Source organism: Amycolatopsis sp. NPDC049252 (assembly GCF_043197175.1).
Lineage (GTDB): Bacteria > Actinomycetota > Actinomycetes > Mycobacteriales > Pseudonocardiaceae > Amycolatopsis.
The window spans coordinates 119432-137344 of record NZ_JBICSQ010000007.1 but is presented as its reverse complement, the minus strand read 5'-3'; the positions used below and the strand labels follow the sequence as shown (position 1 = coordinate 137344).

General features: G+C 70.0%; 18 protein-coding genes. 9 read left to right on the top strand and 9 right to left on the bottom strand.

Annotated elements, in window-relative coordinates:
* Positions 1-20: 20 nt before the first annotated feature.
* Together ACGFMK_RS12595 and ACGFMK_RS12590 are read right to left on the bottom strand one after the other, a co-directional pair.
* On the bottom strand, positions 21-1145 hold the full coding sequence (locus tag ACGFMK_RS12595) for an NlpC/P60 family protein (protein WP_392761497.1): 1125 nt from the start codon (positions 1143-1145) through the stop codon (positions 21-23).
* 56 nt (positions 1146-1201) lie between these two features.
* The gene (locus ACGFMK_RS12590; protein WP_392761305.1) at positions 1202-2164 is read right to left on the bottom strand and encodes a nucleoside hydrolase; all 963 of its coding nucleotides are present in this window, start codon (positions 2162-2164) and stop codon (positions 1202-1204) included.
* Positions 2165-2216: 52 nt separating this feature from the next.
* Between ACGFMK_RS12590 and ACGFMK_RS12585 the strand changes: the two genes are divergently transcribed.
* Together ACGFMK_RS12585 and ACGFMK_RS12580 are read left to right on the top strand one after the other, a co-directional pair.
* Entirely contained in the window at positions 2217-2972 is a 756-nt protein-coding gene (locus tag ACGFMK_RS12585; RefSeq protein WP_392761303.1) for an acyltransferase, read from the top strand.
* Positions 2973-3015: 43 nt separating this feature from the next.
* A complete protein-coding gene (locus ACGFMK_RS12580) occupies positions 3016-3393 on the top strand; it encodes a hypothetical protein (RefSeq protein ID WP_392761300.1) in 378 nt (125 codons plus the stop codon).
* A gap of 1 nt (position 3394) precedes the next feature.
* Here the strand turns inward: ACGFMK_RS12580 and ACGFMK_RS12575 are convergent, their stop codons facing one another.
* Positions 3395-4720, bottom strand: a complete 1326-nt coding sequence (locus ACGFMK_RS12575; protein ID WP_392761297.1) for an APC family permease — start codon at positions 4718-4720, stop codon at positions 3395-3397.
* Positions 4717-5598 carry a carbon-nitrogen hydrolase family protein gene (locus tag ACGFMK_RS12570; RefSeq protein ID WP_392761295.1) on the bottom strand — a complete coding sequence of 294 codons (882 nt, stop codon included), beginning with the start codon at positions 5596-5598 and terminating at the stop codon, positions 4717-4719. The genes ACGFMK_RS12575 and ACGFMK_RS12570 overlap by 4 nt, the downstream gene beginning before the upstream one ends.
* A 75-nt stretch (positions 5599-5673) precedes the next feature.
* Here ACGFMK_RS12570 and ACGFMK_RS12565 point away from each other — a divergent pair, with 75 nt between their 5' ends.
* A complete protein-coding gene (locus tag ACGFMK_RS12565; protein WP_392761292.1) occupies positions 5674-6378 on the top strand; it encodes a FadR/GntR family transcriptional regulator in 705 nt (234 codons plus the stop codon).
* Positions 6379-6530: 152 nt separating this feature from the next.
* Here the strand turns inward: ACGFMK_RS12565 and ACGFMK_RS12560 are convergent, their stop codons facing one another.
* The 3 genes from ACGFMK_RS12560 to ACGFMK_RS12550 are packed head-to-tail and all read right to left on the bottom strand — an operon-like array spanning position 6531 to position 9842.
* Positions 6531-7100, bottom strand: coding sequence for an NADAR family protein (locus ACGFMK_RS12560; protein WP_392761289.1), 570 nt, complete (start codon positions 7098-7100; stop codon positions 6531-6533).
* Positions 7101-7121: 21 nt separating this feature from the next.
* Positions 7122-8378: a threonine ammonia-lyase IlvA gene (gene ilvA / locus ACGFMK_RS12555; protein WP_392761288.1), complete on the bottom strand. Its 1257-nt coding sequence runs from the start codon at positions 8376-8378 to the stop codon at positions 7122-7124.
* 39 nt (positions 8379-8417) lie between these two features.
* The gene (locus ACGFMK_RS12550) at positions 8418-9842 is read right to left on the bottom strand and encodes a short-chain fatty acyl-CoA regulator family protein (protein ID WP_392761286.1); all 1425 of its coding nucleotides are present in this window, start codon (positions 9840-9842) and stop codon (positions 8418-8420) included.
* A 229-nt stretch (positions 9843-10071) separates the two neighbouring features.
* Here ACGFMK_RS12550 and aceA point away from each other — a divergent pair, with 229 nt between their 5' ends.
* The 3 genes from aceA to ACGFMK_RS12535 all read left to right on the top strand — a co-directional run bounded on the left by aceA (position 10072) and on the right by ACGFMK_RS12535 (position 13908).
* A complete protein-coding gene (gene aceA / locus ACGFMK_RS12545) occupies positions 10072-11349 on the top strand; it encodes an isocitrate lyase (protein ID WP_392761283.1) in 1278 nt (425 codons plus the stop codon).
* Positions 11350-11438: 89 nt separating this feature from the next.
* Positions 11439-13046, top strand: a complete 1608-nt coding sequence (gene aceB / locus ACGFMK_RS12540) for a malate synthase A (RefSeq protein WP_392761280.1) — start codon at positions 11439-11441, stop codon at positions 13044-13046.
* Between the two features lie 139 nt (positions 13047-13185).
* A complete protein-coding gene (locus ACGFMK_RS12535; RefSeq protein WP_392761277.1) occupies positions 13186-13908 on the top strand; it encodes a DUF899 family protein in 723 nt (240 codons plus the stop codon).
* A gap of 507 nt (positions 13909-14415) precedes the next feature.
* Here ACGFMK_RS12535 and ACGFMK_RS12530 read toward each other — a convergent pair.
* A complete protein-coding gene (locus ACGFMK_RS12530) occupies positions 14416-14949 on the bottom strand; it encodes a TetR/AcrR family transcriptional regulator (protein WP_392761274.1) in 534 nt (177 codons plus the stop codon).
* 92 nt (positions 14950-15041) lie between these two features.
* Between ACGFMK_RS12530 and ACGFMK_RS12525 the strand changes: the two genes are divergently transcribed.
* The 3 genes from ACGFMK_RS12525 (at position 15042) to ACGFMK_RS12515 (ending at position 16594) form a co-directional block, all read left to right on the top strand.
* A complete protein-coding gene (locus ACGFMK_RS12525; protein ID WP_392761272.1) occupies positions 15042-15500 on the top strand; it encodes a nuclear transport factor 2 family protein in 459 nt (152 codons plus the stop codon).
* A gap of 61 nt (positions 15501-15561) precedes the next feature.
* Positions 15562-16341: a class I SAM-dependent methyltransferase gene (locus ACGFMK_RS12520; protein WP_392761269.1), complete on the top strand. Its 780-nt coding sequence runs from the start codon at positions 15562-15564 to the stop codon at positions 16339-16341.
* A 127-nt stretch (positions 16342-16468) separates the two neighbouring features.
* On the top strand, positions 16469-16594 hold the full coding sequence (locus ACGFMK_RS12515) for a hypothetical protein (RefSeq protein ID WP_392761268.1): 126 nt from the start codon (positions 16469-16471) through the stop codon (positions 16592-16594).
* Between the two features lie 13 nt (positions 16595-16607).
* Here ACGFMK_RS12515 and ACGFMK_RS12510 read toward each other — a convergent pair whose 3' ends face one another.
* Positions 16608-17885 (bottom strand): glycosyltransferase family 4 protein, encoded by a 1278-nt coding sequence (locus tag ACGFMK_RS12510; protein WP_392761265.1) that lies wholly within the window; start codon positions 17883-17885, stop codon positions 16608-16610.
* Positions 17886-17913: the final 28 nt, after the last annotated feature.

The following is a 17913-nucleotide window of genomic DNA, read 5'->3' as shown; positions in this document are numbered from 1 at the left end:
GCTTTCCCGGCCGTGGCGGATCAGGCGGTCGGACGGCCCGCGCCGGCGTAGTCGTCGCCGTCCTTGCGGTAGCTGTGGACCTGCACGGCCTGCCCGGTTTGCGGCGCGTCGATCATCTGCTGGTTGCCGATGTACAGCCCGACGTGGTGGATCTTCGTCGTCGGCTCGCCGTAGAAGATCAGGTCGCCCAGCTGCGGCTCGGTCACGTGCGAGACGCTGCGGTACTGCGTGTCGGCCGTCCGCATCAGCTTGACGCCCGCGCTCGCGTACGCCGCCGTCGTCAGGCCCGAGCAGTCGAAGCCCGGGTCGTTGCCGCCGGTGCCGTTGCCGCCCCAGATGTAGGGGAGGCCGATCTTGTCGATGGCGAAGTTGACCGCGCTCAGCACGGCCGCGTTCGGCGCGGCCGAGCCCTGGCCGACCGTGCCGTAGACGTTGACCGTGGCCAGCGTGCGGTGCAGGAACAGCGGCGCCGACTGCAGCCCGCTCACCGAGTCCCACCAGGTCTGGCCCTGGGAGAGGTCGTGGCCGTCGGCGCACAGCGCGCGGCCGGTGGTCAGCGCGGCGTCGTCGATGTTCTGCACGTCCGGGCTGCTCCCGTTCGCGCTCGCCTTGTACTTGCCCCAGATCGACGGCGACAGCTGCATCGGCCCGGCCGCGTTCGCCGTCGAGACGACCTTGTTGTAGAAATCGCGCACCTCGACCGTGCCGAGCGCCTTGTCCATCGCGCCGGTGTCGGCGATGTGCCCGCCCTGGGCGCGGCCGTGGTCGGAGGTGACCTTCCCGACCGCCGCCAGCGTCACCCACGACAGGTGGCAGCCCGGGATCTCCTTGGTGAGCGTGACCGTGGCCTTGGCGTAGCCGGTCATCGCGCGCAGCGGGATGTCGAGCCACTGGCTGGTCTTGGACGCCCACCCGTCGAACTCGCTCGCCTGCGGCACCTTCGGCTGGGTCGGCGTCGGCGTGGTCGTCTTCGGGACCACGGTCGTGGACGGCGTCGGCGCGGCCGTCGCGGCGGCGTTCTCGGCGGTCTCCTGCTTGGGCGCGAACTGGATCGCGACCACGAGCGCGACCGCGATCACGACCACCGCGGCCACCACGATCCCGGCCTTCCGCCGGTGGGGCGCTCTCGCTTCGGTGGTCTTCAGGTCCTCGGCGTCCTTCGGGTCCTCTGTGTTCTCCGGGACGACCACGGGCTCGTCGCTCACCGCGCGGCCCCGGTCAGCCGGTCGAGCACGAAGCCGCGGAGGCCGTCGAGGTCGGTGTCCATCGCGACGTCGATCAGCCGGCCGGGGGAGAACTGCGGATCGTCTTCGCCGAGCCGTCGCCGGTCGACCAGGGTCTGGCCGCGCGCCGGGCCCAGCCCGCAGTCGACGTCGACGCGGTAGGTCTCGGTGTGCAGGATCCCGGGCGAGATCGCTTCGGCGACGGCGACGGCGTCATGCATGACCATCCGGTCTTCACCGAAGACCCGCGTGTAGTGCCGGCGGTAGGTGGAGGTGAGGCCTTCGAGCGTCGCGCCGACCGGCCCGGACGCGGCGAGCTTCGCCAGCCACTCGGCGTCGACGGCGCAGCGGTGCGTCAGGTCCAGCGGCACCAGCACCACCGGGACGTCCTCCTCGACCAGCACCCGCCGGGCCGCTTCGGGGTCGCTCCAGATGTTGAACTCGGCCGCCGTGGTGCTGTTGCCGAAAGTGACACCACCGCCCATGATCACCAGCCGCGCGATCTTCTCCCGCGCGCCCGGGTGGGCGGCCAGCAGCGCGGCGATGTTCGTCAGCGGCCCGATCGGCGCGATCGTCACCGGCTCGTCGGCCGCCTCGAGCAGCGCGAGCATCAGGCTGACGGCGTCCTGCTCGTCGAGCGGCCGGGTCGCGTCGGGCAGCGTGCCGCCGTGACCGGACAGGCCGTCACCGCCGTGGACCTCTTTCGCGTCACGCGGCTTGGAGTACACCAACGGGCGGGCCGCGCCGGCCGCGACCGGTACATCGGTGCGGCCGAACAGCTCGAGCAGCCGCCGGGCGTTCGCGGTGGTCTTGTCCAGGGGTACGTTGCCGAACACGGTCGTCACGCCCAGCAGGTCGACGTCCGGCGAGACCGCGGCGAGCGCGATCGCCAGCGCGTCGTCGACGCCCGGGTCGGTGTCGATGATCAGCTTCGTGCCCATCCAGCTCCCCTTGCCTGTGAACCCGTCCCGTACACAGGTTACGGTCACCGGCATGACGTCGATGTGGGGTGCGCCCGCTCTTTCGCGGGTGCGGGCCTGGCGGCAGGCGCGCCGCGACCCGCGGCAGGCGAAGTTCCTGACCGCCGACTCGCTGCGCTGGGTCCTGCGCAACCGCGCGTACACGCCCTGGTACCTGGTCCGGTACTACCGGCTGCTCAAGTTCCGCCTCGCCAACCCGCACATCGTCCTGCGCGGGATGCTCTTCCTCGGGAAGGACGTCGAGATCCACTGCCGCCCCGGTTACGGGCGGCTGGAGATCGGCCGTTGGGTGCACATCGGCGACGGTAACGCCATCCGCTGCCACGAGGGTTCGCTGCGGATCGGCGACAAGTCCGTGTTCGGCCGCCAGAACGTCATCAACTGCTACCTCGACATCGAGCTCGGCGCGGCCACGCTGGTCGCCGACTGGGTGTACATCTGTGACTTCGACCACGTCATTTCGGACATCCACGTCCCGATCAAGGACCAGGGCATCGTGAAGACGCCGGTGCGCATCGGCCCGGACACGTGGCTCGGCACCAAGGTCAGCGTGCTGAAGGGCACCCGCATCGGCCGTGGTTGCGTGCTCGGCGCCCACGCGGTCGTCCGTGGTGACATCCCGGACTACTCGATCGCCGTCGGCACGCCGGCCCGCGTCGTGCGTAACCGCGAAGACGACTACGCCGCCGACGCCGCCCGCCGCGAGGCCGTCGCGGACATGGCCCGAAAGGCGAACAAGGCCCTGCAGAAAACCCTCGGCGAGCAGTAGATCTACTCAGGACCGCCGACGTCGATCCGGCCATACTGACCGGGTGGGGGAGTTCCGGACTGTCGCGGTGTCGCTCGTGCTGGCCTTGTCCGCCGTGGTCTGGCTGGTCGTCGTCCCGTTGCTGTTCATCCGGGGCGCGTTCCAGGCCGCCGGCTGGGGAGGCGCGTCGGGTGACCTCGCTGGAGCCCAGGTCAGCTACACCTGGGCCTCCTGGCTCGGCGTCGGCATCCCGCTGGTCGGCGTGGTGGTTTCGGCGACGACGCGCCGCCGCGGCTGGAGCTGGTTCTTCGGGATCTGCCTGGTCGTGGTCGCCGCGGTGACCATGCTGAAGCTGGCCTCCGAGGCTCGCCACACCCCGCCGCCTCCGCCGGCGCCGACCCACTGCGTCGAGTGGAGTGGCGGCGAGAGCGACTGCCCCTGACCTACTCCTCGAAGGTCATCTCCGGCGGCGGCCGGCGGAAGCCGCGGGTGATGGCCGCCAGCACGACGATGCCGATCGCCAGCCAGACCAGGCCGAAGACCAGCGCGATGCCGTCCAGGTTGACCAGTAGCCACAGATCGACCACGGCACCGATCGCGGGGAAGACCACCCAGGTCAGCACACGTTTCCCGGACCGGTCACGCAGCCAGGTCGCGATCACGCTGACGTTGACGAACGTGAACGCGGTGAACGCGCCGAAGTTGATGAACGACGTCGACGTGCTGACGTCCAAGGCCAGCGCGACCAGGCCGACGAGCCCGGTCAGGACGATGCCGAACACCGGCGTCGCGAACTTCGGCTGCAACTTGCCGAAGATCCGCGGCAGGACGCCGTCACGGCCCATCGCGAACATCAGCCGCGACGCGCTCGCCTGCGCGGCGATCCCCGAGGCGAACTGGGCCACGACCAGCCCGGCGAGGAAGAACGACGCGAAGAGGTTGCCGCCGATCGTGGTCGCGATTTCGAACGCGGCCGACGACTCGTCCGTGAACGTGCTGCCCGGGTGCGCGAGCTGGGTGAAGTACGCCAGCACGATGAAGATGCCACCGCCGATCAGGGCGGTGAGCAGGATGGCCCGGGGGATCGTCTTGCGCGGCTCGGTCGTCTCTTCGGTCAACGTCGTCACGGCGTCGAACCCGAGGAAGGAGTACGTCGCGAGCGCGGCGCCGCCTGAGATCGTGCCCAGCGTGGCGCCGGGGTGGAAGAACGGCTGCGTGCTGGCCAGCGGGTCCCCGACGTGCAGCACCTGCTTGATCGAAAGAACGACGAAGAAGCCGATCACCAGGATCTGGAACGCCATCAGCACGAAGTTCGCCTTTTCGGCGATCTTGATGCCGAGGACGTTGAGGATGGTCGTCAGCAGGATAAAAGTGATCAACCAGAGCCAATTGGGCACGCTGGGGAACTCGGCCGACAGGTAGGCGCCGCCGATCAGCCAGATCACCATCGGCAGGAAGAAGTAGTCGAGCAGCACCGCCCAGCCGACGAGGAACCCGGCGCGCGCGTCGACCGCTTTCCGGGCGTAGGTGTAGGCCGAGCCGGCGACGGGGTGCGTGGCGGCCATCTTCCCGTAGCTGGCCGCGGTGAACAGCATCGCGACCAGGGCGAGCAGGTACGCCGAGGGCACGGTGCCCTCGGTCGTCGTCGCGACGATGCCGAAGGTGCCGAGCACGATCAGCGGCGCCATGTAGGCGAGCCCGAACAGGACGACGCCGGGCAGGCCGAGCCGGCGCTGCAGGGCGGCCGGGGCCGCGGCCGTGGAGGTCATCGGTCGTCTCCTTCTCGTGGACGCCAGCGGTCCGGGTCGATCCGGCCCTGGTAGAGCGGCAGGGGCAGCGGCGCGTCGGCCGGGGTGAACTGCTCCCACATCCGGTTGGTGCCCGCGGTGCCCTCACGGCGAACGCGCGCCACCTCGTCGAGGTCGATCGTGTGCGCGAGGACGCCCTCACCGGGCCCGGGCAGCGCGCCGAGGACGTCCCCCTCCGGCCCGACGAGCAGGCTGTCGCCCATGCCGAACGGCCCGGCCGTGTTCACGCTGGCGACGAACACCTGGTTGACGATCGCGTTCGCCCGGGCCAGCACCAGTTCCTGAACACGGTCGGGGGTGGTGGTCTGGACGGGATTGAGCACGACCTCGGCGCCCATCCAGGCAAGGTGCCGTGTCACCTCGGGGAACCACGCGTCGTAGCAGATCGAGAAGCCGACCCGCCCCGCGTCGGCCAGATCGGCGACGACGAATTCCGTACCGGGGTCGTACGGCTCGTGCGGCCGCCACGGGAAGACCTTCCGGTACCAGCCCGCCAGCTCGCCTCGCGGGGAAAAGACCAGGGCCGTGTTGAACAGCTCGCCGTGGTCACCTTCTTCGCAAACGGTGCCCGGCGCGAGCCAGATCCCCAGGTCACCGGCCAGCTCGCCGAGCTGCTTGGTCCGCGGCCCGTGCAGCGGTTGGGCGGCGGCCCGCAGCTGCTCGGTGCGGTCGTCCCCCTCGCCGTCGACGCCGCAGAGGTGCAGCTCCGGGAAAGCAGCCAGACGTGTTTCCGGAAACCGGCGAAGCACGGTCTCGACCTCACCCGCATACTCGGCGAGGGCCCTTCCGGCCGGCCTCGGCGGCGCTTGCACCAGAGCGATGGGCAGCGGTCGCGGCATGGACGAAAAATAGTCCATCTTGAACACTTAAACAAGAGTGATCAGGATGAGCAATTTGTGCGGTACGGTCGGTTCATGGCCACGGCAGACCTGGACGCCCCGTCCCTAACCGGCATTCGGCGGCTGTCGGCATTGGACACGGTCCGCGCCCGGATCGCCCTCGCCGTCGAGCTGGGCCTGCTGAAGCCGGGGGAGCGCCTGCCACCGAACGGCGACATCGCCCGAGCCCTGGGCGTCGCCGAGATCACGGTCCGCCGCGCCCTGGAGACCCTGGCCGAAGACGGCCTGATCGAGCGACGCCGCGGCCGCGGCGGCGGCACCCTGGTCGCCGAGCACCCCCCGGGCAAGCGAGTCAACGAGGTCGTCGCCTACTTCGAGTCGGCCGCGGAGGTCCGCGAGCTGATCGACCACCGCCTGGTCCTGGAGACGGGCTTGGTCCAGCTGGTGGCCAGACGCCGCCTGGACGTCGAGCGCCTCAAGGAGCTGGTCGCCCGAATGGACACGGCAACGGGCTGGGCGGAGTTCCACGAGCTGGACGCGGAGTTCCACCGGACGGTAGCCGCACCCGGCCCACCGGCCGCGGTCCGCCAGTACGAGACGGTGCTGGCGGAGCTGTACCGGTTCTACCTGCCGTACCCGTTGCAGAAACTGCGCGAGTCCAACGGCGAGCACGCAAAGCTGGTGAAGGCCCTGGCCTCCGGAAACCGAGACGCGGCGACCCGCATAACCCGCGACCACGTGGGCGGCCTGCACCAGACGATGTTCGTCGCCCTGTCCTGACCTGCGGTTTCGCCCGTGGTCGAGTTCTCGACCACCGCTCCGGGCTGGAAACGAAGCCGACCGACCCGAGAGTGGTCCGGATCCGGGCGAAGCCCCACAGACAAGACCGGCGTCGGCGCCGTGCGCCGGAGCACCGACGCCATAAGAACAGGTCAGCGGTTGCGCAGCTGCTCGCGAACCTCCATCAGCGCGAAGCCGAGCAGGTTCAAGCCGCGCCAGTAGTCCGGCCGGTCCGCGTTCTTCTCTTCGCGGGCGAGGCCGCTGCCCCAGACCAGGTCCTTCTTCGACGCCTCGACGAGCACGGCGTCACCGGTGCCGAGCAGGAACCGGCGCAGGTCGCGGTGCGCGCCGAACTTGGCGAGGTTGCCGTCCACGACGATGTCGTAGCGGTGCCGCTCCCACGTCTCGTTGTCGTACCCGGTGACCTCGCGGCCGAGCACCTTCGCCGTCTTCGGGTCGGGTGCCTGCCGGATCAGCTCGGCCTTCTCGTGGTCACCGAACAGCTCGGCCTTGCCCGCCATCATGTAGTGCTCGGCGGACGGGTAGCGGACACCGTCGACCTCGAACGGGTCCACCCACCACTGGCTCAGGCAGCTCGCCGTCGCCCGACCCGTCTTGGACGGCGCGTGGCCGTAGAACAGCAGGTACTCGGGCTCCGCACCCTCGTGGACCTTTTCGCGCAACGCTTCGACACTGCGGACTCCGTCGACCTTCACAACCATCCGCCTAGTGGACCACAGCGCTCACAGCAGGAAGTGGAAGAGGGGGCTCCCGGGCTCGATCCGCTCCACCTGCAGCGGGCTCGCGTCCATCCTGGCGAGCAGTCCCGGCAGGTCGGCCGCGCGCGGGATTTCGATGCCGACCAGCGCCGGGCCCATCTCACGGTTGGTGCGCTTGACGTACTCGAAACGCGTGATGTCGTCCTCCGGGCCGAGCACCTGCTCCAGGAACCGCCGCAGCGCGCCCGGCTCTTGCGGGAATCCGACCAGGAAGTAGTGCTTCAGCCCTTCGTGCATCAGCGAGCGTTCGAGGATCTCGCTGTAGCGGCTGACGTCGTTGTTGCCGCCGGAGACCACGACCACGACGGTCTGGCCGGGCTCGACGTCGACGACCGTGCCGAGCGCGGCCGCGGCGAGCGCGCCCGCCGGCTCGGCGATGATGCCGTCGGACTGGTACATCGCCAGCATCTCGGTGCAGATCGCGCCCTCGACGACCGACGTCAGCTCGGCGCCGCTCTCACGGATCAGCGGGTAGGTGACGCTGCCGGCGATGCGCACGGCGGCGCCGTCGACGAACGAGTCGAGCTCGGGCAGCCGCACCGGGTGCCCGGCGGCAAGCGCCGCCGCCATGCAGGCCGCGCCCGCCGGTTCGACGCCGACGATCCGGACTTCGGGGTGCCGCTCCCGCAGGAAGCTGCCGACGCCCGCGAGCAGCCCGCCCCCGCCGACCGGCACGACCACGACGTCGGGGACGAAGCCGAGCTGCTCGATCACCTCCAGCGCGACCGTGCCCTGGCCGGCGACGGTCCGGACGTCGTCGAACGCGGGCACCAGCGTCGCGCCGGTGCGCTGGGCGTCCTCGTTGGCGGCCGCGAAGGCGTCTTCGTACGTCTCGCCGACGACGATGACCTCGATGTGCGCGCCGCCGAGCGCCGCGATGCGCTCACGCTTCTGCCGCGGCGTAGTCCCTGGGACGTACACGCGCCCGTTCGCGCCGAGCCGGCGGCACGCATACGCGACGCCCTGCGCGTGGTTGCCGGCGCTGGCGCAGACGACGCCGAGCGCGCGCGTCGGGGCGTCGAGCTGGACGATGAAGTTGTAGGCGCCGCGGATCTTGTACGACCGGACGGTCTGCAGGTCCTCGCGCTTCACCCAGACCTGGGCGTCCACCCGGGACGACAGCCGCGCGCTCGGCTCCAGCGGCGTGCGGGTCACCACCCCGGCCAGCCGCTCGGCGGCCGTTTCGATGGTCGCCGCGGTCACCGTGTCGATGTCGTGCACCTGGGTGAATCTACGACTCCGGCGTCGTACCCGATCCGGCTACCCCTTGGGCACCGCCGGGTACGGCACGAACGTGCTGGTGTTCTCGTCGACCGTGAGCTGCTTGCCGATCGTCGGGAACGCGCGCTGCGAGCAGGCCGGGCGTTCGCAGACTTTGCAGCCCATCCCGATCGGGGTGGCCGCCGCGGGCTCGTCCAGGTCCAGGCCTGTCGAATAGACGAGCCGCCCCGCGTGCCGGAGTTCGCAGCCCAGGCCGACCGTGAACGTCTTTCCCGGGCTGCCGTAACCGCCGATGTTGCGCGACACCGTCCGCGCGATCCAGAAGTAGCTCTTGCCGTCGGGCAGCGTCGCGATCTGCGTCAGGATCTTGCCCGGCTGGGTGAAGGCCTCGTAGATGTTCCACAATGGACAGGCGCCGCCGACTCGGGAGAAGTGGAACCCCGCCGCGGACTGCCGCTTCGACATGTTCCCGGCCCGGTCCACGCGCACGAACGAGAACGGCACCGCGCGGTGCTTGGGACGTTGCAAGGTGGACAGCCGGTGGCAGACGGTCTCGAAGCCGACGCCGTAGTGGTCGCACAGCCGCTCGATGTCGTAGCGGAAGCGCTCGGCCGCGGCCAGGAACGGTCCATACGGGAGGATCAGTGCCCCCGCGAAGTAGTTCGCCAGGCCGACGCGGGCCAAGGACCTCGCCGCGGGGCCGGAAAACGCCCACGAGTCGGCCAGTTCGGTGATCAGGTCGTCGTACTCGAGCAGGGCGATCTGCGAAGCCATCCGGAACGCCTGCTGCCCGACGCGCAGGCTCGGCGCGAGCCGCAACGTCCGGCTCAGCGGCTCGTAACGGTGCTGCTGACCTGCGGCTTCGTCGATGCCGGCGCTGGTCACTTCGACGCCGTAGCGCTGGGAAAGGCAGTCCTTCAACGCCCCGAGCACCTGGCCGCGCTGCAGTGGGATGTCGGCCGCCATCTTCTCGGCGCGCTCGTCCAGTTCGGCGACGTAGTTCTCGCGCTCGTAGAAGAAGTCGCGGACCTCCTCGTGCGGCAACGCCGAGGCCGCGCTGCCGTGCAGGCCCAGGCCGTTTTCGGTGGTCAGCGCGGCGGTGTTCTCGACGGCGTGGCGGTAGCTGCGGTGCAGCTTGACCAGGGCCTGGGCGATCGCCGGCAGGTTCGTCGCCAGCTCGTTGAGCTCGCTCGTCGTCACGTCGACGCCGAGGGCCTCGTCGAGCAGCGCCTCCTTGACGTCGGCCACCAGCCGGGACGTGTCGTTGTTGGCGAAGAACTCGGTGTCCACGCCGAACGCCTGCGTGATCCGCATCAGCACGGGGACGGTCAGCGGGCGCGAGTTGTGCTCGATCTGGTTGAGGTAACTGGGTGAGATCTCCAGCACACGGGCGAGGTCGGCCTGGCTCATCGCCCGGCTTTCGCGGAGGTGCCGCAGCCGCGCTCCGGCGAAAGTCTTCTCCATCCGAGCCCGCCTTTCCGGAAGGTTTCCGGTCCTGAACGGTTACGTGAACGGTCAAGAACGCGGATTTTCGTGGCCGTTGCGAACCGGCGATTCGCAACCTTTGCAAAGAGCGTACGTACTCTTCGCACAAATTGGCAAATTGGACGACTGGATCGGATTTCCCCTGGCGTGCAAGGTTCAAGCCAAGCAAGGCGAGCAATCGCAAACTTCGCAACACCGGGAGAGTCCGATGACCGAACAGGCCAAGCAGGCGGCCGCGGAGCTGACCGCGAAGTGGGCGAACGATCCCCGCTGGGCGGGCGTGCAGCGCTCCTACTCGGCCGAGGACGTCGTCAAGCTGCGCGGCAGCGTCGTCGAAGAGCACACCCTGGCCCGCCGCGGCGCGGAGAAGCTGTGGGACCTCCTGCGCACCGAGGACTACATCCACGCGCTGGGCGCGCTCACCGGCAACCAGGCCGTCCAGCAGGTCCGCGCGGGCCTGCAAGCGATCTACCTGTCCGGCTGGCAGGTCGCGGCCGACGCGAACCTGGCCGGCCAGACCTACCCCGACCAGAGCCTCTACCCGGCCAACTCCGTGCCGGCCGTGGTCCGCCGGATCAACAACGCGCTGGGCCGCGCCGACCAGATCAACTGGGCCGAGGGCAACACCGACATCGACTGGTACGCCCCGATCGTCGCCGACGCGGAGGCCGGCTTCGGTGGCCCGCTCAACGCGTTCGAGCTGATGAAGGGCATGATCGCGGCCGGCGCCGCGGGTGTGCACTGGGAAGACCAGCTCGCGTCCGAGAAGAAGTGCGGTCACCTCGGCGGCAAGGTGCTGATCCCGACCAAGCAGCACGAGCGCACGCTGAACGCCGCGCGTCTCGCCTCCGACGTGCTCGACGTGCCGACCCTCGTGGTCGCCCGCACCGACGCGCAGGCCGCGACGCTGCTGACCAGCGACGTCGACGAGCGCGACCAGAAGTTCCTCACCGGCGGCCGCACCGCCGAGGGCTTCTACGAGGTCACCAACGGCATCGACCCGTGCATCGAGCGCGGCCTGGCCTACGCCCAGTACGCCGACCTCCTCTGGATGGAGACCTCGGAGCCCGACCTCGAGGTGGCGCGCAAGTACGCCGAGGCGATCAAGGCGAAGTTCCCGGACCAGATGCTCGCCTACAACTGCTCGCCGTCGTTCAACTGGAAGAAGCACCTGGACGACGCCACGATCGCGAAGTTCCAGCGCGAGCTCGGCCACATGGGTTACAAGTTCCAGTTCATCACGCTGGCCGGCTTCCACGCCCTGAACTACTCGATGTTCGACCTGGCGCACGGTTACGCCCGCGAGGGCATGACCGCCTACGTCGACCTGCAGGAGCGCGAGTTCGCGTCGGAGGCCCGTGGTTACACCGCCACGAAGCACCAGCGCGAGGTCGGCACCGGTTTCTTCGACCAGGTCGCGACCGCGCTGAACCCGGCCAGCTCCACCACGGCGCTGAAGGGTTCCACGGAGGAAGCCCAGTTCTGACGCACTTCGCGGGCCGGCGGCGACCCCTGCGCCGCCGGCCCGCGACCCCACTTCCCTTCCCTGCACAGCTCTGCTCGCGGAGGCACCCCATGGTTGATCGACTGAACTACCGCATCGAGGTCACCGGGCCGGTCGAGGGCCGGTTCGCCGAAATCCTCACCCCGGCGGCACTCGACTTCCTGGCCAAGCTCGACAACACGTTCGCCGGCCGCCGGCGCGAGCTGCTCGACGCCCGCCGCGTGCGACGCGAGGAGCTGCAGTCGGGGGAGAAGCCGCTCGGCTTCCTGCCCGAGACCCGCCGGATCCGCGACGACGAGTCCTGGAACGTTGCGCCGACGGCGCCGGGCCTGGAGGACCGCCGCGTCGAGATCACCGGCCCGACCGACCGCAAGATGACGGTCAACGCGTTGAACTCCGGCGCGAAGGTCTGGCTGGCGGACTTCGAGGACGCGACGTCGCCGACGTGGCACAACGTGATCGACGGCCAGCTCAACCTGTTCGACGCGATCCGCCGCAACATCGACTTCACCACCGAGGCCGGCAAGCGGTACACGATCGGGGACGACCCGGCGACGATCGTCGCGCGCCCCCGCGGCTGGCACCTGGTGGAGAAGCACATCCGCATCGACGGCCGTCCGGTGTCGGCGAGCCTGGTCGACTTCGGGCTGTTCTTCTTCCACAACGCCCGCCAGCTGCTCGCCCGCGGTGTCGGCCCGTACTTCTACCTGCCGAAGCTCGAGAACCACCTCGAAGCGCGGCTGTGGAACGACGTCTTCCTGCTGGCGCAGCGCGAGCTCGGCGTCCCGCGCGGCACGATCCGCGCCACCGTGCTGATCGAGACGATCACCGCCGCGTTCGAGATGGACGAGATCCTCTACGAACTGCGCGAGCACGCGGCGGGTCTCAACGCCGGTCGCTGGGACTACATCTTCAGCATGATCAAGAACTTCGCCGCGCACGGCGCCGACTTCGTGCTGCCGGACCGCGCGCAGGTCACGATGACCGTGCCGTTCATGCGCGCCTACACCGAGCTGCTGGTGCGGACGTGCCACAAGCGCGGCGCGCACGCCATCGGCGGCATGGCGGCGTTCATCCCGAGCAAGGACCCCGAGATCAACGCGACGGCGCTGGAGAAGGTCCGTGCCGACAAGGAACGCGAGGCCGGCGATGGTTTCGACGGCTCCTGGGTCGCGCACCCCGGTCTGGTCCCGGTCTGCCGCGAGGTCTTCGACGGCGTGCTCGGCGGCTGGCCGAACCAGCTCGGCAAGCTCCGCGAGGACGTCGACGTCACGGCCGAAGACCTGCTGGACGTCGCGAGCGCCGGCGGCGAGGTCACCGAGGCGGGTGTCCGCGCGAACATCAACGTCGCGCTGCGCTACGTCGACGCGTGGCTGCGCGGCACCGGCGCGGCGGCGATCCACAACCTGATGGAGGACGCGGCCACCGCGGAGATCGCGCGCTGCCAGATCTGGCAGTGGATCCGCAACGGCACGAAGCTCGAGGACGGCACCGCGCTGACCCGTGAGCTGACGGTCGAGTTCCTGGACGACGAACTGGCGTCGGTCCGCGCGGAACTCGGCGACGGCAACCGCCTCGGCGACGCGTACGAGATCTTCACCGAGACCGCGCTCGGCGAGAAGCTGCCGAGCTTCCTCACCACGGGTGCCTACGCGCGGTACCTCACAGACGCCCGGTAGCAGGGCTCCGACGGTCCCTACCTGACGAGGGACCGTCGGCACCACACCCTTGTTGGGATGGTGTGGTCCGGAACTGGTCCGACGGCGGTGGCTCCCCGCCGTCGGACCAGTTTCATTTTTTCGGCGTACCTTCCCGGGCATGAGCCTGAGCTTCCCGGGCGAGACGCCCGAGTACCGCGCCGCGCGTGCCAACCTGCTGGAACGCGAAGTCAGGCTGCGGCGCGAACTCGAAGCGGCCGCCGAGCAGCGCCGCGAGCTGCCACCCGGCGGTCTCGTCCCCGAGGACTATGTCCTCCAGAGCGACAACGGCGAAGTGCGACTGTCCGATTTGTTCTCGCCGGGCAACGACACCCTGGTCGTCTACCACTACATGTTCCCGCGCGATCCCACCGACGACCGGCCCGGTCCGGCATCGGGAGAAAGCGCGCGACTGACCCTCGCGCAGGGCCCGTGCCCGTCCTGCACGGCGTTGCTCGATCAGCTCGACGGCGCGATGGAGCATTTTGCGCCACACGCCGATTTCGCCGTCGTCGCGCGAGCGCCCATCGAGCACCTGCTGACGTTCGCCGCCGAACGAGGCTGGCGCCGGCTGCGGCTGTTCTCGTGCGCGGGCACCACGTTCAGCCGGGACTACCACGGCGAAGAGACCGACGGCAGCCCTCGCCCGATGCTCAACGTCTTCCACCGCGGCGACGACGGGATCCGCCATTTCTGGGGCTCCGAGCTGCTGTACGAGCCGGCCGAACCAGGCCAGGACCCGCGCCACGTCGGAACGATCGAACCGGTGTGGAACCTGTTCGACCTCACCCCGCACGGCCGTGGTCCGGATTGGGACGAACAGCTCAGCTACTGCCACGAGTGAGCGGTGCGACCTGTCCGGGCGCACCGCTCACGACGTCAGCTCACCGCGTACGCCCGGAGCACGGGTTGCCGCACCGTATTCCTGCCGTCGTCGGACGCCGTGGCGAAACCCTTCGTCGGGTTCCGCAAGCAGACCGTCCAGTGGTCACCCGTGCGCGTGACCGCGGCGGGCTGCCACGTGTGGCCGTCGTCGGCCCGCCGTCCTGTCGCTCGACGTAGGCCAGGAACGGAAACCAGCCGGCCGCCCGGTGCCGAGTTCCGCAGGTCGACGTCCGGATCGAACCGCGCGGTCAGCAGCGGCGACGACGGCCGACGGGCCGCGCAAGGGGCAACGTCTGGGCCCCGGTGACCCGGCTCGGCAGTGTCAACGGCCGGACGGCACCGGCGTCATCGTGGAAGCGCAGAGCGTCGCCGGAAGCGCGAAGCAGTACGGCGCTCCCGAGAGGCCGGCGCCGCCGCTGAGCCTCGCCTAACTGACGGAGGTGGCGCTCGACCCGGGGCTGACGCTCTACCCCTGAGCGGCCAGGAGGACCTTCGCGGCCGCACGGGCCGTGCTCGCCTCGCCCGGGTCGCCGGTGATCGCGGCGAGCACGGTCGCGCCCTCCACCAGGGAGAACAGCTGGTCGGCGACGCCGTGGTCGGGAACCAGACCACGCAGGTAGGCCCGCAGCTCGTCCTTGTGCTTGCGGATCGCGGCGGCGATCCCAGGCGCCGGTTCGCCGAACTCGCCGAAGGAGTTGACGAACGCGCAGCCGCGGAAGCCGGGCTCGCGGAACCAGTCGTGCAGCCAGTCGAACACGGCCAGCGGGTCGTCGCCGCGGGCGTGGACGAATTCGCGCAACGACCGCCGCCAGCGTTCGTCGCGGCGCAGGAGGTAGGCCTCGACCAGGTCGTTCTTGGCCGGGAAGCATTGGTAGAGCCGTTTGAGCGAGACGCCGGACCGCGCGCGGACGGCGTCCATCCCGACGGCCTGCACGCCGTGGGCGTAGAAGAGCTCCTCGGCGGCCTCCAGCAGCCGGTCGGTCGCCTCCGTGGGATTCATGTCACCTGCCTCTAGTGCGGAGAATGAGCGTTCTCTACTCTAGCGGCAGACCTGGAGAACGAACGTTCTCTGGCGTTCGGAAGGAGCCGTCCATGACCCCGCGCCCGCCGTTCCCGCCGTTCGACGAGGACACCGCCCGCCAGAAGGTCCAGGCCGCCGAGGACGCGTGGAACACCCGCGATCCGGAGCGGGTCTCGCTGGCCTACACGGAGGATTCGGTGTGGCGCAATCGCGACCAGCACGTCGTCGGCCGCACGCGGATCGTCAAGTTCCTGACCGCGAAATGGGAGCGCGAACTGGACTACGCGCTGCGCAAGGAGCTGTGGGGTTTTCGCGGCAACCGCATCGGCGTCCGTTTCCAGTACGAGTCCCGCAACGCCGACGGCCAGTGGTTCCGCAGCTACGGCAACGAGCTGTGGGAGTTCAGCGACGAAGGCCTGATGCGCCGCCGCGAGGCGAGCATCAACGACGTCGCGATCACCGAGGCCGACCGCCGCATCTTCGGCCCGCGCCCCGAGTCCGAGCACGGCGTCCTGCTGCCGGTCTTCTAGCTGCTTCCGCTTGCAGCGGAACCTCGCCCGCCCGCGTATTTCCGTCGGCACCCTCGGAGGCATGACGGCACCGGCGTTCGGCGGCGAAGTGAGCGAGTACTACCAGCGGTTCCGCCGCGGCTACCCGCCCGAAGTCGCGGACGCCCTGGTCAGCGCGTGTGGTCTCACACGCGACGACGTCGTGCTCGACCTCGGCTGCGGCACCGGCCAGCTCACCCGGGTCCTGGCGCCGCGGGCCGGCGCCGTGCTGGGCATGGACCCGGAACCGGACATGCTGTCCGAGGCCCGCCGGGCGACGACCGAGCCGAACGTCACCTGGCTCCTGGGCGCGGACACCGATGTCCCCGCGCTGACCACAGCCCTCGGCCCCGGCCGGCTGGGCGCGGTGACGGTGGCGCAGGCGTTGCACTGGATGGACCACGAGCAGCTGTCCGCGGCGGCGCGCCCGCTCCTGCGCGCCGGCGGCGGTGTCGCGGTGGTGACCAACGGCGAGCCGCTGTGGCTGCAGGACACCGCGTGGTCGTCCGCGCTACGACAGGTCCTGTCCGACCATCTCGGCGTCCCGCTGCATCGGACGTGCGGCACCGACACGGCAAGCCAGGAGCGCTACCGCGAGGCTCTCTCGGCCGCCGGATACGCCGTCGACCTGAGGGTTGTCGAATACTCGGCCACGCTCACCGTCGAGGAGATCGTCGGTGGAGTCTTTTCGGCCATGAGCCCGGACCAGCTGCCGGCCCCTGAGGCGAGGCCCGAGTTCACCGAGCGCGTCCGGCGCGCGGTCGAGCCCTGCGGTCCGCTGCACGAACACGTCCGTGTCCGGATTTTGACCGGGGTTCGCTAACGGGCGAATCGGTCACGGTAGGCGATTACGTAGCCGCCCGTGGTGTTCTCCCTATTGTTTCGCCGGGAGGGGGCGCGGATGCTCGCTGCGTGGTGCTCGTCGCGCCACTGCCCCCCGAGGAGTTCCGATGACCAGCAAGTTGAGCGCTGTGCTTGTTGCGCTTGTCGCCCTTTTCGCCTGCGCGTCCGTCGTCGCCGCGGCCATGGCCACCTCGGCGGCGCATCCGGACCGCGTCCAGGTCCGCCACTTCTGAGGCGTCCCGGTACCTACAGTTCCGGGATGCCGGCCGCGACCGGCTCGAACGCGTTGCCGGTGGCGATCTTCGGCCGCGGCAGTTCCACCGGTTCACCCGGCTTCGCACGCCGGTAGACCGCGGCGGTCGCCTCGGCGATCCGGCCCCAGTCGAAGTCGGCGGCCAGCCGTGCCTGCGCCGCCTGGGCCCGCCGCGCCGCGGCGTCCGCGTCGTTCAGCACGGCGGTCACCGCGTCGGCCAGGGCACTGACGTCACCCGGGCTGAACGCCAGCCCGGTCTCGCCGTGGACGACGACCTCACCCAGCCCGCCGGCGGTGGACGCCACGAGCGGTGCCTTCGCGGCCGCGGCCTCCAGGGCGACGATCCCGAACGGCTCGTACCGGCTGGGCAGGACCACGGCGTCGGCCGCGGTCAGCGCCGCGCGCAGGTCCCGGTCGGACAGGTGCCCGACGAAGTCGACCGCGCGCCGCACCCGCAGCTTCCGCGACTGCTCGACGAGCTCGTCGAAGTGTCGTCCTTTTCCGGCCACGACCACCCGCGTGCCGGGGTGCCGACGCCGGATGCGGGGGAGCGCGGCCAGCAGGTCCTGGACACCCTTCTCCCACTCGAGTCGTCCGAAATAGAGCAACAGCGGCGCACCGGCCGGGCTGTAGACCTCGCGGGCGTGGGCGATTTCGTCGGCCGGCACCTGCCAGCCGCGTTCCTCGATGCCGTTGTGGATCACCGTCACGTCGTCGGCCTCGAGCTCGAAGAGGTGCGCGACCTCGCGGCGCATGGCCTGCGAGCACGTGATCAGGGCGTCGGCCCGGTTGGCCAGCCACCACTCGACCGAGTGAACTTGCTGGTTCAGCGGGTGCGACAGCCAGCCGGAGTGCCGTCCGGCCTCCGTGGCGTGGATCGTGCCGACGAGCGGCACCCGCGCGGCCTCGGCGATCGCGATGGCCGGGTGCGCGACCAGCCAGTCGTGCGCGTGGACGACGTCCGGCTGCCAGCTGCGAAGCAGGTCCTGCGCGGCGCGGACCATGGCGTGCCCCATGGCCAGCGTCCAGGCGACGAGGTCGCGTTCGAAGGTCACGTGCATCGGATCCTCGGCAACCCGGATGATCCGCACGCCTTCGACGACGCGGTCGGTGCGCGGGTGCGTCCCGGCGTCGGTGCCGGCGGCGTGCCGGCACAGGACGACAACCTCGTGACCCTGCCGGACCAGGTGGCCGGCAAGCGCGTGCACGTGCCTGGCCAGGCCGCCGATGGCCACTGGCGGGTACTCCCAGGACAGCATCAGCACACGCATGCGGAGAGGTTACTCGCGAGTCGGAAGT